The organism is Streptomyces sp. NPDC091377, assembly GCF_044757045.1.
Taxonomy (GTDB): domain Bacteria; phylum Actinomycetota; class Actinomycetes; order Streptomycetales; family Streptomycetaceae; genus Streptomyces.
Window position 1 is genome coordinate 1 of sequence record NZ_JBIVUE010000005.1, and the last position, 15,941, is coordinate 15,941.

Genomic DNA, 15,941 nt, shown 5'->3' on the forward strand with positions numbered 1-15,941 from the left:
ATCTTCCGGGTGGACAATCCGCACACCAAGCCGGTGGTGTTCTGGGAGCGGGTGATCGGTGAGGTCAATGCCGCGGATCCGGATGTGATCTTCCTGGCGGAGGCGTTCACCCGTCCGGCGATGATGCGGACGCTGGCGCAGGTGGGGTTCCAGCAGTCGTACACGTACTTCACGTGGCGTAATGACAAGCGGGAGCTGACGGAGTATCTGACGGAGCTGTCGGGTGAGTCGGCGGCGTCGATGCGGCCGAACCTCTTCGTGAACACGCCGGACATCCTGCACGCGTATCTCCAGGACGGGGGCCGGCCGGCGTTCGAGGTGCGGGCGGTGCTGGCGGCGACGCTGTCGCCCACCTGGGGGATCTACTCGGGGTACGAGCTGTGTGAGAACACCGCGCTGCGGCCGGGCAGCGAGGAGTACCTGGACTCGGAGAAGTACCAGTTGCGGCCCCGTGACTGGGAGGCCGCCGAACGCGAGGGCCGCACCCTCACCCCCCTCATCACCCGCCTCAACACCATCCGCAGGGCCCACCCCGCGCTCCAGCGGCTGCGCAACCTCCGCTTCCACCCGACCGACAACGACGCCGTCATCGCGTACAGCAAGCGCGACGGCGCCGACCGGGTGCTCGTCGTCGTCAATCTCGACCCCCACCACACCCAGGAAGCCACCGTCTCGCTCGACATGCCGCGCCTCGGCCTCGCCCCGAACGCGGCCCTGACCGTGCACGATGAGCTGTCCGGCGAGACCTATCAGTGGGGCAGCACCAACTTCGTGCGCCTGGAGCCCGGCCGGACCCCGGCCCATGTGCTGCGGGTGTGCCATGCCGAAGCAGCGTCCGCAGCATCGCAGATCGGAGGGTGACCAGCCCCATGACCGTCAATGAGCCCGTCCCGGACACGTTCGAGGACACGCCCGCCAAGGACCGGGACCCGGAGTGGTTCAAACGCGCGGTCTTCTACGAAGTCCTCGTCCGCTCCTTCCAGGACAGCAACGGCGACGGCATCGGCGACCTCAAGGGCCTCACCGCCAGACTCGACTACCTCCAATGGCTCGGCGTCGACTGCCTCTGGCTGCCGCCCTTCTTCCAGTCGCCGCTGCGCGACGGCGGCTACGACGTCTCCGACTACACCTCTGTCCTGCCCGAGTTCGGCGACCTCGCCGACTTCGTGGAGTTCGTGGACGCCGCCCACCAGCGCGGCATGCGCGTCATCATCGACTTCGTCATGAACCACACCAGCGACCAGCACCCGTGGTTCCAGGAGTCCCGCAAGGACCCCGACGGCCCCTACGGCGACTACTACATGTGGGCCGACGACGACAAGCAGTACCAGGACGCCCGCATCATCTTCGTCGACACCGAAGCCTCCAACTGGACCTTCGACCCCGTCCGCAAGCAGTACTTCTTCCACCGCTTCTTCTCCCACCAACCGGACCTCAACTACGAGAACCCGGCCGTGCAGGAGGAGATCCTGGCGGCGCTGAGGTTCTGGCTGGATCTCGGGATCGACGGCTTCCGCCTGGACGCCGTGCCCTATCTGTACGCGCAGGAGGGCACCAACTGCGAGAACCTCCCCGCCTCGCACGCGTTCCTCAAGCGGGTCCGCCGCGAGATCGACGCGATGTACCCGGACACGGTGCTGCTGGCCGAGGCCAACCAGTGGCCCGAGGACGTGGTCGACTACTTCGGCGACTACGCCTCCGGCGGCGACGAGTGCCACATGGCGTTCCACTTCCCCGTCATGCCGCGCATCTTCATGGCCGTGCGCCGCGAGTCCCGCTACCCCGTCTCCGAGGTCCTGGCGAAGACCCCCGCCATCCCCTCCCACTGCCAGTGGGGGATCTTCCTGCGCAACCACGACGAGCTGACCCTGGAGATGGTCACCGACGAGGAGCGCGACTACATGTACGCGGAGTACGCCAAGGACCCGCGCATGCGCGCCAACATCGGCATCCGCCGGCGGCTGGCCCCGCTCCTGGACAACGACCGCAACCAGATCGAGCTGTTCACCGCGCTGCTGCTCTCCCTGCCCGGCTCGCCGATCCTCTACTACGGCGACGAGATCGGCATGGGCGACAACATCTGGCTCGGCGACCGGGACGCCGTACGCACCCCCATGCAGTGGACCCCCGACCGCAACGCCGGCTTCTCGCCCAGTGACCCGGGGCGGCTCTACCTCCCCACCATCATGGACCCGGTCTACGGCTACCAGGTCACCAACGTCGAGGCATCCATGTCCTCCCCCGCCTCACTGCTCCACTGGACCCGCCGCATGATCGAGATCCGCAAGCAGAACCCCGCCTTCGGCCTCGGCACCTACACCGAACTGCAATCCTCGAACCCCGCCGTGCTCGCCTTCCTGCGGGAGCACGAGGACGACCTGGTGCTGTGTGTCGGCAACTTCTCGCGGTTCGCCCAGCCCACCGAACTGGATCTGCGGGAGTTCGCCGGACGCCATCCGGTCGAACTCTTCGGCGGAGTGCGTTTCCCGGCCATCGGTGAGCTGCCCTATCTGCTGACCCTGGGGGGTCACGGCTTCTACTGGTTCCGGCTCACCCGAGTGGCATCCCGCATCGGCCGTCGACTGTGAGCATGCGCCGGCGAAAGGACGCGTGACCATGCCGAAGACCGCTTTTCCCCACCCGAGCCTCAGCGGGCTCGCCGGGCCCATGGCCTCCCTCGACGGGCTGCTGCGCGGCTGGCTGCCGCGGCAGCGCTGGTTCGCGGGGAAGGACCGGCCCGTGACGGACCTGCGGCTGCTGTCGATGACCGAGCTGTTCCCGGGCTGTCTGCATCTGCTGGTGCACGCGGGGCACGCGGGCGGTCACGCCGGACACGCGGGGGTGCCCGCGCCCGGCGGCACCCCGCCGCCCGGCGACTGCTACCAGTTGCTCCTCGGCGTGCAGGAACATCTGTCACCGAGGCTGGGCAAGGCGCTCATCGGCCGCACCCAGACGGGCCCGCTGGCGGGTCTCGTCGTGTACGACGCCCTCCAGGACCCGCGCTCGGCCCAACTGCTCCTGGAGCGGCTGCGGCATCCGGGCGCGGCCGGACCGCTGCGGTTCGAGGCCGACCCGGCGGTGCGGATCCCGCCCGCGCTGCCGCCGCGGCTGATGGAGGCCGAGCAGTCCAACACCTCACTGGTGTACGGGGACGAATTCATCCTCAAGGTCTTCCGGCGGATCCAGCCGGGTGTCAACCCCGATCTGGAGGTGACCGCGGCGCTGGCCCGGCAGGGCTGCCACCGGGTTCCGGCGCCGGCCGCGTGGTTGCGCACCACCCAGCCGCAGGGCGCCACGCTGGGTGTCCTCCAGCCGTTCCTGCGCAACGCGTCCGACGGCTGGACGCTGGCCCTCGACGCGCTGGCGACCGGACAGGACTTCGCCGCCCAGGCCCGTGAGCTGGGCCGGGCGATGGCCGAGGTGCACACGGCGCTGGCGGCGGCCCTCCCGGCGGGCGAACCCGGGGAGAGCGGTCGTACCGCGGCGGCGATGGCCGAGCGGCTGGACGCCGCCGCGCACAGTGTGCCCGCGCTGCGGCCCTACGTCCCCGGGCTGCGGTCGGCGTTCAGCACGCTGGTCAGCTGTGACGCCGGTCCGGCCGCGCAGCGGATCCACGGGGATCTGCACCTGGGGCAGGTGCTGCGGGCGGGCCGGGAGTGGTTCGTCATCGACTTCGAGGGCGAGCCGTCGCGTCCGCTGGCCGAGCGGCGCAGCCCGCACTCGCCCGTCCGGGACATCGCGGGCATGCTGCGTTCGTTCGACTACGCGGCCCGCCAGCGCCGGCCGTGGCGCCCGGAGTGGGCCCGTCGCTGCCGTGAGGCGTTCTGCGCGGGCTATGCCGCCGGGGCGGGCTGGGACCCGCGCAAGAAGCACGCGCTGCTGCGTGCCTACGAGACCGACCGTGCCGTTTACGAGGTGCTGTACGAGGCCCGCCACCGGCCGGACTGGCTGGCCGTGCCGATGGCGGCCATCGAGCGACTCGCCGTGAGAGGAGACTGACAGCCGTGGCACTGCGCGACACCTCCCTGCCCGAGCCGTCCGGACCGACGAAGGCCCCCGCACCGGGGACCGCGGTCCGTGAGGCGCCGCCGCTCCCGGACCACGACCGGGGGCGGCTGCTGTCCGGCGCCCATCACGACCCGCACGCGCTGCTCGGCGCGCATCCGGTGCCCGGTGGGGTGGTGTTCCGGTCGCTGCGCCCGTTCGCCCGTGCCGTGAGTGTGCGGATCGGCGCGCAGCGGTTCCCGCTGGTGTCGGAGGGCGACGGGCTCTTCTCCGGCGTGCTGCCGCTCGCGGAGATCCCGGCGTACACGCTGGTGGTGTCGTACGACGGTGGTGAGCAGGAGACGCACGACCCGTACTCCTTCCTGCCGGCGCTCGGCGCGTTCGATCTGCATCTGATCCGTGAGGGGCGGCACGAGCAGGTGTGGAAGGCGCTGGGCGCCGAGCCGATGATCCATCAGGGGGTGTCCGGCACCCGCTTCACGGTGTGGGCGCCGAACGCCCAGGGGGTGCGGGTCGCCGGGGACTTCACGTGCTGGGACGGGACGGCCTTCCCGATGCGCTCGCTCGGCGCGGCCGGGGTCTGGGAACTGTTCCTGCCGGGCATCGGTGACGGCGCCTGCTACAAGTTCGAGATCACCGCGCGTTCCGGGCACCGGTTCCTGAAGGCGGATCCGATGGCGCGGCGGACGCAGACCCCGCCGGAGACGGCGTCCATCGTGCACGCCTCGCACTACGCGTGGGGGGACGAGCGGTGGCTGTCCCACCGTGACGCTCTGCCGGTGCACGAGGCGCCGTTCTCGGTGTACGAGGTCCACCTGGCGTCGTGGCGGCCCGGGCTCACCTACCGTCAGCTCGCGGTGGAACTCCCCGCGTACGTGAAGGACCTGGGCTTCACGCATGTGGAGCTGATGCCGGTGACGGAGCATCCGTTCGGCGGGTCCTGGGGCTACCAGGTGACCGGGTTCTACGCGCCGACGGCCCGGCTCGGCACCCCCGACGACTTCAAGTTCCTGGTCGACTCCCTGCACCGCGCGGGCATCGGCGTGATCATGGACTGGGTGCCCGCGCACTTCCCGAAGGACGACTGGGCGCTGGCCCGGTTCGACGGGGAGCCGCTGTACGAGCCGGGGGACGCGCGGCGGGCCGAGCACCCGGACTGGGGGACGCTGGTCTTCGACTACGGGCGGGTGGAGGTGCGGAACTTCCTGGTCGCCAACGCGGTGTACTGGTGCGAGGAGTTCCACATCGACGGGCTGCGGGTGGACGCGGTGGCCTCGATGCTCTACCTCGACTACTCGCGGGACTCGGGTCAGTGGACGCCGAATGTGTTCGGGGGCCGGGAGGACCTGGACGCGGCGGAGTTCCTCCGGGAGATGAACGCGACCGTGTACCGCCGGGTGCCGGGGGTCGTGACCATCGCCGAGGAGTCGACGGCCTGGGACGGGGTGACCCGGCCGACGGACGGCGGCGGCCTGGGGTTCGGGCTGAAGTGGAACATGGGCTGGATGCACGACTCGTTGCAGTACATGGCCCATGAGCCGGTGCACCGCACGTTCCACCACCACGAGATGACGTTCTCGATGGTGTACGCGTACAGCGAGAACTACGTCCTGCCCATCTCCCACGACGAGGTCGTGCACGGCAAGCGGGCCCTGGTGTCGAAGATGCCCGGCGACTGGTGGCAGCAGCGCGCCAACCACCGCGCGTACCTGGCCTTCATGTGGGCACACCCGGGTAAACAACTCCTCTTCATGGGGCAGGAGTTCGCCCAGGGCGCGGAGTGGTCGGAGGCGCACGGCCCGGACTGGTGGCTGCTGGACCCGGCGTACGGGGCGGAAGCCGACCACCGGGGCGTACGGGACCTCGTCCGCGATCTGAACACGGTGTACGCGGCCACGCCCGCGCTGTGGGAGCGGGACACCGACCCGGCCGGCTTCGAGTGGCTGGTCGGGGACGCGGCGGACGACAACGTCTTCGCGTTCCTGCGCCGCGCCGCCGACGGCACCCCGCTGATGTCGGTCACCAACTTCTCGCCCGTGGTGCGGCACGACTACCGGATCGGGGTGCCGGACTCGGTCCCCGCCTGGGAGGAGGCCCTCAACACGGACGCCTCGCGGTACGGCGGCGGCGGGGTGGCTCCGCGGGCGGTGGTCAAGGCCGAGTCCACGCCATGTCACGGCCGTCCGGCGAGTGTCGCCCTGACGCTGCCCCCGCTGGCCACGGTGTGGCTGCGCCCGAGCTGAACCGGGGGTTACCGAGCGGAACGCGGGGCAGTGTGGATCTGGCTCTTCCTCTCACGCGACGACAGGCCCTAGATTCCGACCATCGGTGATGACCGAGCTGATCGGCGCCGTCACCCCCCGTACGCACCAGGAGCAGCGCATGCACGAGAGGGCCCTCGCTCCGTCGGCAGGCCCGGCGCTGACCGCCGGCCTCGCCGACAGCGTCTTCGAGAAGGCCGTCGAGGATCCCGCCCGGCCGGTCCTCGCCCGCCGTCCCGACCGGCCCGCGCCGGAGTGGGAGAAGGTGACCGCCGCACAGTTCCGGGACGAGGTGCTGGATCTGGCCCGGGGACTGGTCGCCTGCGGCATCTCGCCGGGGCGGCGGGTGGCCGTGATGTCCCGCACCCGGTACGAGTGGACGGTCTTCTGCTACGCCCTGTGGGCGGTGGGCGCGGAGGTCGTGCCGATCCATCCGTCGTCCTCGCGCGACCAGATCGAGTGGATCCTGCGGGACGCCGTGTGCACGGGTGTGGTGGTGGAGGACGAGCACGGGGTGATGACGGTCGGCTCGGTGTGCGCGGCGCTGCCGACGCTGCGTCATGTCTGGCAGTTGGACGCCGGGGCGATCGGGCAGATCGTGGAGCGCGGCGCGCTGATGCCGCCGACGGCGGTCGACTCGCTGCGCCGGATCGTGCACCCGGACTCCACCGCCGTCATCACCTACACCTCGGGCACGACCGGGCGCCCGCTCGGCTGCGCGCTCACCCACCGGGGGCTGGCGCACCTCTGCGACACCCTGCTCGACGGCTGGGGGCACACCGGGGCGCTCCCCGGTGAGCAGGCCCGGGTCCTGGCGTTCCTGCCGTTCTCGCATGTGTACGGGCTGATGATCCAGTGTCTGTGCGTCAGGGGCGGGGTGCTGATGGGGCACGAGCCCGACCTCGCCCAGGAGGCCGTGTCGTCGGCGCTGCGCTCCTTCGGGCCGACGTATCTGTACGCGGTGCCGTCCGTGCTGGAGAAGATCTACAAGAACAGTCTGCGCGCGGCCCAGCAGGCCGGGCGGGGCGCGCTGTTCGAGCGGGCGGCGGAGACGGCACGGGCCTTCGCGGCGGCGGGTGAGCGGCAGCGGCTGGGGCGTGGATCGGGTCCGGGACTGGAGTTGCGGCTCCAGCACGCCGTGTACGAGGGGACGGTGTACCGGCGGCTGCGCGCGTCGCTGGGCGGCCGGCTGCTGCGCGGCGCCTCGGGGGGCTCGCCCCTCAACCGCGATCTCGCCCTGTTCTACGAGGGTGTCGGCATCTATGTGCACGACAGTTACGGGCTGACCGAGACCAGCGGCGGCATCACCATGCAGCCGGTGGGCCGGGAGAAGTCGGGCACGGTCGGGCAGGCCGTGCCCGGGACGGAGATCGCGGTCGCCGCCGACGGGGAGATCCTGGTGCGGGGTCCCTCGGTGTTCCAGGGGTACGTCAACGCCGAGCAGGCCACGCGGGCGGCGCTGCACGGCGGCTGGCTGGCCACGGGCGATCTGGGGCGGCTGGACACCGACGGATATCTGACGATCACCGGCCGCAAGAAGGACGTCATCATCACCAGCGGCGGTACGAGTGTCTCCCCGGCGGCGCTGGAGCACCGGTTGCGGGTGCATCCGTTGATCCATCAGGCGGTGCTGGTCGGTGACAACCGGCCCTGTGTGGGGGTTCTGATCACCCTGGACCAGGAGTTCCTGGCCCATTGGCGTTCGGCGCTGTTCCGGCAGGGCCGTGCGCCCGGCCATGAGGCCCGTGAGGAGGACGCGCTGCGCGAGGAGGTGGGCCGGGCGGTGGCCGCCGCCAACAACGCGGTGTCGCGGGCGGAGTCGATCCGGGTGTTCCGGGTGCTGCCGCGGCCGTTCGCCGTGGAGAACGGGTTGCTGACGCCGTCGATGAAGCTGCGCAGGGACGCGATCGTGGGACACTACGCCGCCGAGATCGAGGCGATGTACGACGCCCGGTCGCGTCCTGCGCGGCTGCCGGTGTCCGAGGCTCCTTTCGGCTGGGACGACGACGACAACGTGTTCCGGTGAGCCGGGAGGGCGGTCGAAGCAGGTGAGCCGGGGGAGGTGGTCGAGCAGGTGAGCCGGGGGGCTCGCGCGCCGGCCCGGCCGTGACAGGCGGCCCCGCACAACAGCCGATGTTCACGTCAGTGAACAGTAACCCTAGGGGTGAACGCCTGACGGGGTCCGCGGGACCGGACCAAGAGGACCGTCAAGAGTCCGCGCACCGCCCCCACTTGCCGTGCGTCCGGCGCGCATCGGCCCGGAGACGTGCATCCTGGTCGTTGAGGCGGACTCCCCTGAACCCGCGGAAGGGAAGGACACCGTGACACGACCCAGGATCCTGGTCGTCGGCGCCGGCTTCGCCGGTGTGGGCTGCGTACGCCGGTTGGAGCGCGTACTCGGTCCGGACGAGGCCGACATCACCCTGGTGACCCCGTTCTCCTACCAGCTCTATCTGCCGCTGCTCCCCCAGGTCGCCTCCGGCGTGCTCACGCCGCAGTCGATCGCCGTGTCCCTGCGGCGCAGCAAGAAGTACCGCACCCGGATCATGCCCGGCGGGGCCATCGGGGTGGACCTGCGCTCCAAGGTGTGTGTGGTCCGCACGATCAACGACCGGATCGTGAACGAGCCGTACGACTACATCGTGCTGGCCCCCGGCAGCATCACCCGCACCTTCGACATCCCCGGCCTGGTCGACCACGCCTTCGGCATGAAGACCCTCGCCGAGGCCGCGTACATCCGGGACCATGTGATCTCCCAGCTCGATCTCGCGGACGCCAGTCAGGACCCGGCGGAGCGGGCGTCGCGGCTCCAGTTCGTGGTCGTGGGCGGCGGATACGCGGGCACGGAGACGGCGGCCTGTCTGCAGCGGCTGACGCACAGCGCGGTCAAGCGCTACCCGCGGCTCGACCCCGGGCTGATCAAGTGGCATCTGATCGACATCGCGCCGACACTGATGCCGGAACTGGGCGACAAGCTGGGCCGCAGCGCCCAGGAGATCCTGCGCCGCCGGGGCATCGAGATCTCGCTGGGGGTGTCGATCGCCAAGGCGGGCGAGGAGGAGGTCACCTTCACCGACGGCCGGGTGGTCCCGACCCGTACCCTCATCTGGACCGCGGGGGTGGTCGCCAGCCCGCTGATCGCCACCCTGGACGCGGAGACCGTGCGGGGACGGCTCGCGGTGAACGCCGAACTGGACCTGCCGGGGTACGACGGGGTGTTCGCGCTCGGTGACGCCGCCGCGGTGCCCGATCTGGCCAAGGACGAGGAGAGCGCGGTCTGTCCGCCGACCGCACAGCACGCGATGCGGCAGGGCCGGGTCGCCGCCGACAATGTGATCGCGACGCTCCGGGGCCGGCCGATGAGGCCGTACGAGCATCGGGACCTGGGGCTCGTGGTCGACCTCGGTGGCAAGGACGCGGTGTCCAAGCCGCTCGGGGTCGAGCTGCGCGGGGTGCCCGCCCAGGCGGTGGCGCGCGGATACCACTGGTCGGCGCTGCGCACCAATGTGGCCAAGACGCGGGTGCTGACCAACTGGGTGCTCAACGCGGTCGCCGGGGACGATTTCGTGCGCACCGGGTTCCAGTCCCGCAAGCCGGCCAAGCTCAGCGACTTTGAATACACGCACGCTTACCTCACGGCGGAGCAGGTGCGCGAGCGGGTGGAGCAAGGTCAGACAGACCGGGCGGAGTGAGACCGATCACCTGAAGCGGGGCCGATGAGGTGAAGCCCCCGCAGATGGTTTATCGTTCATCCATACGTGGTCACGGGGTCGACCGTAGCCGTCCCCCGCGCACCACCGCTCACGGCCCTGGCTGGCTTCCCCCGTCCAGCCAGGGCTTTTTCATGCCCAGGGCCGGAACGGCACGGCACGAGGTGCGCGCGTGGGCAGATCCGTCGGGCCCGGAGCGGCCGAATGGCTGAAAAGCTGAAAATAGGGGCATAGGGAAAGCACCGGAACCATTGGATCCGATCGTCGGCGAGGAGCCCCGCGCCATGACCAGTGCGACGAAACTGCTGACCGCCCTCCCGCAGGCCCAGCGCGCCCGGCTCATGGAGCTGGGGCAGGAGGTGTCCTTCCCGGAGGACACCAGGATCTTCGAGGCGGGTGGTGTGGCGGACCGGTTCTGGGTGATCCGCTCAGGGGCCGTCTCGCTGGACCAGCAGGTCACCGCCCAGCAGCGGGTGACGGTGGCCGGTCTGGGCTCCGGCGATCTGCTCGGCTGGTCCTGGCTCTTCCCGCCGTACCGGTGGGACTTCGGCGCGGAGGCGTTCAGCCAGGTGCGGGCCTACGAGTTCGAGGCGCGTCCGGTGCTCGCGCTGTGCGAGCAGGACACCGCGCTCGGTATGGCCCTGATCCGGGTCGTCGCCGAGATCCTCGCCCACCGGCTGGAACTGACCCGGGGCCGCCTGATGGAGTCCTACACGACCCACCGGCGGGGCGGGGCGTTCTGAGGCGGGTCCCTGGAGGTCGGCGACCCGCGGGGCCGGGCGGGATCAGACGCGGTAGCGGCGCAGGGCCGGGACCGCCGCCGCCAGGGCCAGCATCGCGGCCACGACCAGGAGGCCGCCGCCCGCCACCGCCGCGCGGGGGCCGAAGGCGGAGCCGGCCGTGCCGTGCAGGACGTCGGCGAGCCGGGGGCCGCCCGCGACGACGACGGTGAACACGCCCTGCATCCGGCCGCGCATCTCGTCGGTCGCCGCGCTGAGCAGGATCGCGCCCCTGAAGACCATCGACACCATGTCGGCGACCCCGGCGACGACCAGGAAGCCCACGGCGAGCCACAGACTGGTGCTCAGCCCGGAACCGGTGACGGCCAGGCCCCAGACCACCACCGCGCCGATCACCATCCAGCCGTGCCGCCGGGCCCGGGAGTACACGCCCGAGAGCAGACCGCCCGCCACCGCCCCGACGGGGATCGCCGCGAACAGCAGACCGAGCGCGAATTCCTCGCCGTAGGAGCCGTAGGTCTCGGCGGCGAGCTGTGGGAACAGGGCGCGGGGCATGCCGAGGACCATGGCGATCACATCGGCGAGAAAGGACAGCAGCAGCACCTTGTGCCGGGCGATGTAGCGGAACCCCTCGGCGATCTCCCGCAGGCCCGCCCGTTTCCGCGCCGCCTCGGTCAGCGGCGGCAGGGCGGGCAGCCGGGCCACCGCCCAGACCGTGACGCACAGGGCGATCGCGTCGATGAGATACAGCTCGGCCAGCCCGATCACCGGTATCAGGGCGCCCGCCAGCAGGGGTCCGGCGACCAGTCCGGTCTGCATGACGGTCGAGCCGAGGGCGTTGGCCGCCGCCAGTTCCTCCTCGGGGACCAGCCGGGCGATCGAGGCGTTGCGGGCGGGCGCGTTCAGGCCGAAGAACGCCTGCTGGGTGGCGAGCAGAACGATCAGGACGGGGACGGAGTCCAGCGCGACGAGCGCCTGGAGCCAGAACAGCAGGGAGGTGACGGCGATCCCGGTGTTGGTGACCAGGAGCAGCGTGCGGCGGTCCACCGTGTCGGCGACGGCCCCGCCCCACAGCGCGAACACCACCATGGGCAGCAGCCCGGCGAAGCTGGCGTAGCCGACCCACGCCGAGGAGCCGGTGAGGTCGTAGATCTGCTTGGGCACGGCGACGGCGGTGAGCTGGCTGCCGACCGCCGTGACGATGGTGGAGGTCCACAGCCTGCGGTAGGCGGGGCGGCGCAGCGGGCGGGTGTCCATCGCCCAGCGGCGCCGGGGGCGCTCCGGGCGGGTGCCGGGCGCCTTCCGGTCGGCGGGCGGTTCCTCGGTGCTGCTGTCGCTGGTGTCCACGGGCGTCCTGGTTGCTCGTTACATCTTTCGAAGACCAGGGGTCACTATGGCAGCAGGCGGGGGTGGCCCGCCCGGGTCATGCCCCGGCCCGCCGGGCTGTCCCGCCCGGGTCACGCCCCGGCGATCAGCAGCACGCCGAGGGTGAGCATCATCACGGCGACCAGGGCGTCCAGGATCCGCCAGGCGGTCGGCCCGGCCAGCCAGCGGCCCAGCAGGCGGGCGCCGAAGCCCAGCGCCGTGAACCAGCACAGGCTCGCGAGCACCGCGCCGGTCCCGAAGACGTACCGCAGGTCGCCGCGGTCGGCGGCGACGGTGCCGAGGAGGAAGACGGTGTCGAGGTAGACATGCGGGTTGAGCCAGGTCAGGGCGAGACAGGTGAGGATCGCGCGGCGGCGTGAACCCGCCCGCTCACCGTCGGCGCGCAGCCCCTGCCCGGCGGGGCGGATCGCCCGGCGGGCGGCGAGGACGCCGTAGCCGAGGAGGAAGGCGCCGCCGATCCAGCCGACCGCGGTCAGCGCGCCCGGCCAGGCCACCACGACCGCGCCGACCCCGGCGACCCCCAGCCCGATCAGCAGGGCGTCCGACAGCGCGCAGATGCCGACCACCGCGAGCACCGCCTCGCGTCGGACGCCCTGGCGCAGGACGAAGGCGTTCTGGGCGCCGATGGCGACGATGAGCGAGAGGCCGGTGCCGAATCCGGCTGCCACGGCGGTCAGTGCGGGGGACATGCCTGGGACGCTAGGAGCACGATCACCGCGTGTACAGCTAAAGGTTCTTACGTATCCTTAGCACTGATGAAGATGGAGGACACGGGTGGCGGTGCGGGCGGCGGCCGGGCCGCCGGGATGCCGGATCTGCCGCTGGACCAGGTGCGGACGCTGCTGGCTGTGGTGGACGAGGGGACGTTCGACGCGGCGGCGGCGGCGCTGCATGTGACGCCGTCGGCGGTGAGCCAGCGGGTGAAGGCCCTGGAGCAGCGCACGGGCCGGGTGCTGCTGATGCGGACCAAGCCGGTGCGGCCCACGGAGTCCGGTGAGGTGCTCGTCCGGCTGGCCCGGCAGGTGGCCCGGCTGGAGCGCGACGCGTTCGCCGAACTCGGGCTCACCCACGGTGGGGAGCCGACGCGGGTGTCCGTCGCGGTGAACGCGGACTCCCTGGCGACCTGGTTCCTGGGCGCCCTCACCCGGCTGCCGCGCGCGCCGGCCCTCGGTTTCGAACTGCACCGCGAGGGCGAGGACCACACGGCGGCCCTGCTGCGCGAGGGCCAGGTCATGGCGGCGGTGACCTCCTCGCCCGATCCGGTGCCCGGCTGCTCGGTACGGCCGCTGGGCCGGATGCGGTACGTGCCGGTGGCGACGCCCGACTTCGTCGCACGGCATCTGCGGGGGCGGTCGTTGCGTGACGCGCTGGGCGTGGCGCCGGTCGTGGCCTTCGACCGCCGTGACGAGTTCCAGGACGACTTCGTGCGCCGGCTCGGCGACGGGGCGGGCGGTGCGAGCGCGTCACGCCACTATGTGCCGAGCTCGGAGGGCTTCTGCGCGTGCGTCGCCGCCGGGCTCGGCTGGGGGCTGGTGCCCGAGGCGCAGTGCGTGCCCCTGCTGCGGTCGGGCCTGCTCGTGGATCTCGCGCCCGGCCGGACCGTGGACGTGCCGCTGTACTGGCAGCAGTGGCGGCTGGACTCCCCCGCGCTGGCCGCCGTGGCGGACGCGGTGACGGCGACGGCGGCCGAATCCCTGCGCCGCTGAACGCTTTTGGGCGCGCTTTCCTGTTTCATCGCGCCTCGGCCGGTGACCCGAGTGCGAGTAAGGCCATCCGAGAGGGCAGGGACGACTCGACGCAGGACACAGGGTGACAGCGATGACGAACTGGCGAGAGCGCGCCGCGTGCCGCCACCACGACCCCGAACTCTTCTTCCCCGTCGGCAGCGACGGCCCGGCCCTGCTCCAGACGGAGCGGGCGAAGGCGGTCTGCCGGGCCTGTCCGGTGCGGCAGCCATGTCTGCGGTACGCCCTGGAGGAGGGCGAGGGCGCCGGGGTGTGGGGCGGCGCCAGCGAGACGGAACGCCGGCAGCGGCGGGCCGAGCAACGGGACCGGGAACGACAGCCCGCACGGTGACCACCGGGAGGTACCGCTCCCCCGTGCCGGCCCTTGACCGACAGATCCCGCCAAACGGTCAGAAAATCACCTATAACCGATGCTCAGCCCGTCTGGTGCGCCGCCGCCCGTCCCGCCGCGCGGCCGGAGAAGAGGCAGCCGCCGAGGAAGGTGCCCTCCAGCGCGTTGTAGCCGTGCACCCCGCCGCCGCCGAACCCGGCCACCTCGCCCGCCGCGTACAGCCCCTCGATGGGCTTGCCGTCGGTGCCGAGGGCGCGGGAGTCCAGGTCGGTCTGGATGCCGCCGAGTGTCTTGCGGGTGAGGATGTGCAGCTTGACGCCGACGAGCGGGCCGGCGTCCGGGTCAAGCAGCCGGTGCGGGGTGGCGACCCGGCCGAGGCGGTCGCCGATGTAGCGGCGGGCGTTGCGGATGCCCTGCACCTGGGCGTCCTTGCTGTACGGGTTGGCCAGTTGCAGATCGCGGGCCTCGATCTGGCGGCGCAGGGTGGCCGCGTCGAGGAGGGGCTGGTCGGTGAGCCCGTTCATCCGGTCCACGAGGTGGTCGAGGGTGGGCGCGGTGACGAAGTCGGCGCCCTCGCGCAGGAATGCCTGGACGGGGCCCGGGGCGCCCTTGCCGAGCAGCCGGTCGCGCAGCACGGCCTTGCGGTCCTTGGCGGTGATGTCCGGGTTCTGCTCGGAGCCGGAGAGCGCGAACTCCTTCTCGATGATCTTCCGGGTGAGGACGAACCAGGAGTGGTCGTGGCCCGCCAGGTCCTCGGTGGTGCGCAGATGCTTGAGGGTGCCGAGGGTGTCGTAGCCGGGCAGACAGGGGTCGGGCAGTCTGCGGCCCAGCGCGTCGAACCACATCGAGGACGGCCCCGGCAGGATGCGGATGCCGTGTCCGGGCCAGACGGGGTCCCAGTTCCGCACGCCCTCGGTGTAGTGCCACATCCGGTCACGGTTGACCAGCCGTACGCCCGCCTCGGCGCTGATGTCGAGCATCCGCCCGTCCACGTAGGCGGGGACCCCGGTGACCATCCGGGCGGGCGGGGTGCCGAGCCGCTCGGGCCAGTGGCGGCGGACGATGTCGTGGTCCGCGCCGATGCCGCCGGAGGTCACGATCACGGCCTGGGCGGTGAGTTCGAACCCGCCGATCTCCTCCCGGCCGGAGGCGACCCCGCGCGGTGCGTCGTCCTCGGCGAGCACCGCGCCGCGCACCCCGCGCGCATGGCCGCCTTCGACGACCAGCGCGTCGACGCGATGGCGGTGGTGGAAGGTGAGCAGTCCGTCGCGGGCGGCCTGCCGGGCGTGCTGCACGAAGGGTTCGACCACACCGGTGCCGGTGCCCCAGGCGATGTGGAACCGGGGTACGGAGTTGCCGTGTCCGTCGGCGCGCAGATCGCCGCGCTCGGCCCAGCCGACCGTGGGCAGCAGTTTGATGCCGTGTCCGTCGAGCCAGGACCGCTTCTCGCCGGCGGCGAACTCGACGTAGGCGCGGGCCCAGCGCAGCGCCCAGGAGTCCTCGTCGTCCTGCCGGTCGAAGCGGGCACTGCCCCGCCAGTCGTTCCAGGCCAGTTCGAGCGAGTCCTTGATCTTCAGCCGGCGCTGCTCGGGCGAGTCGACCAGGAACAGGCCGCCGAAGGACCAGTACGCCTGGCCGCCGAGGTTGGCGGCGTTCTCCTGTTCGACCAGGGCGACCCGGCGGCCCCGGTGGGTGAGTTCATGCGCGGCGACCAGGCCCGCGAGGCCGGCTCCGACGACGATGACGTCCGCGTCCATGGCGGC

General features: G+C 71.6%; 12 protein-coding genes. 9 read left to right on the top strand and 3 right to left on the bottom strand.

All coding sequences use genetic code 11. The features are described 5' to 3' along the window. From ACIQNG_RS12515 to ACIQNG_RS12545, 7 genes are all read left to right on the top strand, one after another. On the top strand, positions 1-861 hold an 861-nt coding region (locus ACIQNG_RS12515; RefSeq protein ID WP_401484475.1), incomplete at its 5' end, for a DUF3459 domain-containing protein. A gap of 8 nt (positions 862-869) precedes the next feature. Then, positions 870-2,588, top strand: a complete 1,719-nt coding sequence (gene treS / locus ACIQNG_RS12520) for a maltose alpha-D-glucosyltransferase (protein ID WP_401484477.1) — start codon at positions 870-872, stop codon at positions 2,586-2,588. 28 nt (positions 2,589-2,616) lie between these two features. Beyond that, entirely contained in the window at positions 2,617-3,999 is a 1,383-nt protein-coding gene (locus tag ACIQNG_RS12525) for a maltokinase (protein ID WP_401484479.1), read from the top strand. Between the two features lie 5 nt (positions 4,000-4,004). Next, the gene (gene glgB, locus ACIQNG_RS12530; protein WP_401484481.1) at positions 4,005-6,248 is read left to right on the top strand and encodes a 1,4-alpha-glucan branching enzyme; all 2,244 of its coding nucleotides are present in this window, start codon (positions 4,005-4,007) and stop codon (positions 6,246-6,248) included. A 139-nt stretch (positions 6,249-6,387) separates the two neighbouring features. After that, positions 6,388-8,292, top strand: a complete 1,905-nt coding sequence (locus ACIQNG_RS12535) for an AMP-dependent synthetase/ligase (RefSeq protein WP_401485077.1) — start codon at positions 6,388-6,390, stop codon at positions 8,290-8,292. A 295-nt stretch (positions 8,293-8,587) separates the two neighbouring features. Next, complete coding sequence (locus ACIQNG_RS12540; RefSeq protein WP_401435519.1) at positions 8,588-9,958, top strand: NAD(P)/FAD-dependent oxidoreductase; 1,371 nt, start codon at positions 8,588-8,590, stop codon at positions 9,956-9,958. Between the two features lie 302 nt (positions 9,959-10,260). Continuing rightward, on the top strand, positions 10,261-10,719 hold the full coding sequence (locus ACIQNG_RS12545; RefSeq protein WP_401435516.1) for a cyclic nucleotide-binding domain-containing protein: 459 nt from the start codon (positions 10,261-10,263) through the stop codon (positions 10,717-10,719). Positions 10,720-10,761: 42 nt separating this feature from the next. On the opposite strand, the gene ACIQNG_RS12550 is transcribed toward ACIQNG_RS12545, so the two are convergent. Both ACIQNG_RS12550 and ACIQNG_RS12555 read right to left on the bottom strand, forming a co-directional pair. Beyond that, positions 10,762-12,063 (bottom strand): MFS transporter, encoded by a 1,302-nt coding sequence (locus ACIQNG_RS12550; RefSeq protein ID WP_401484483.1) that lies wholly within the window; start codon positions 12,061-12,063, stop codon positions 10,762-10,764. 110 nt (positions 12,064-12,173) lie between these two features. After that, the gene (locus ACIQNG_RS12555; RefSeq protein ID WP_401484485.1) at positions 12,174-12,791 is read right to left on the bottom strand and encodes a LysE/ArgO family amino acid transporter; all 618 of its coding nucleotides are present in this window, start codon (positions 12,789-12,791) and stop codon (positions 12,174-12,176) included. A gap of 117 nt (positions 12,792-12,908) precedes the next feature. Between ACIQNG_RS12555 and ACIQNG_RS12560 the strand changes: the two genes are divergently transcribed. Beyond that, entirely contained in the window at positions 12,909-13,808 is a 900-nt protein-coding gene (locus ACIQNG_RS12560) for a LysR family transcriptional regulator ArgP (RefSeq protein ID WP_401485079.1), read from the top strand. Between the two features lie 112 nt (positions 13,809-13,920). Then, positions 13,921-14,178, top strand: coding sequence for a WhiB family transcriptional regulator (locus ACIQNG_RS12565; protein WP_401435509.1), 258 nt, complete (start codon positions 13,921-13,923; stop codon positions 14,176-14,178). Between the two features lie 83 nt (positions 14,179-14,261). Here ACIQNG_RS12565 and ACIQNG_RS12570 read toward each other — a convergent pair whose 3' ends face one another. Beyond that, positions 14,262-15,935 carry an FAD-binding dehydrogenase gene (locus ACIQNG_RS12570; protein WP_401484487.1) on the bottom strand — a complete coding sequence of 558 codons (1,674 nt, stop codon included), beginning with the start codon at positions 15,933-15,935 and terminating at the stop codon, positions 14,262-14,264. Between the last annotated feature and the right edge of the window lie 6 nt (positions 15,936-15,941).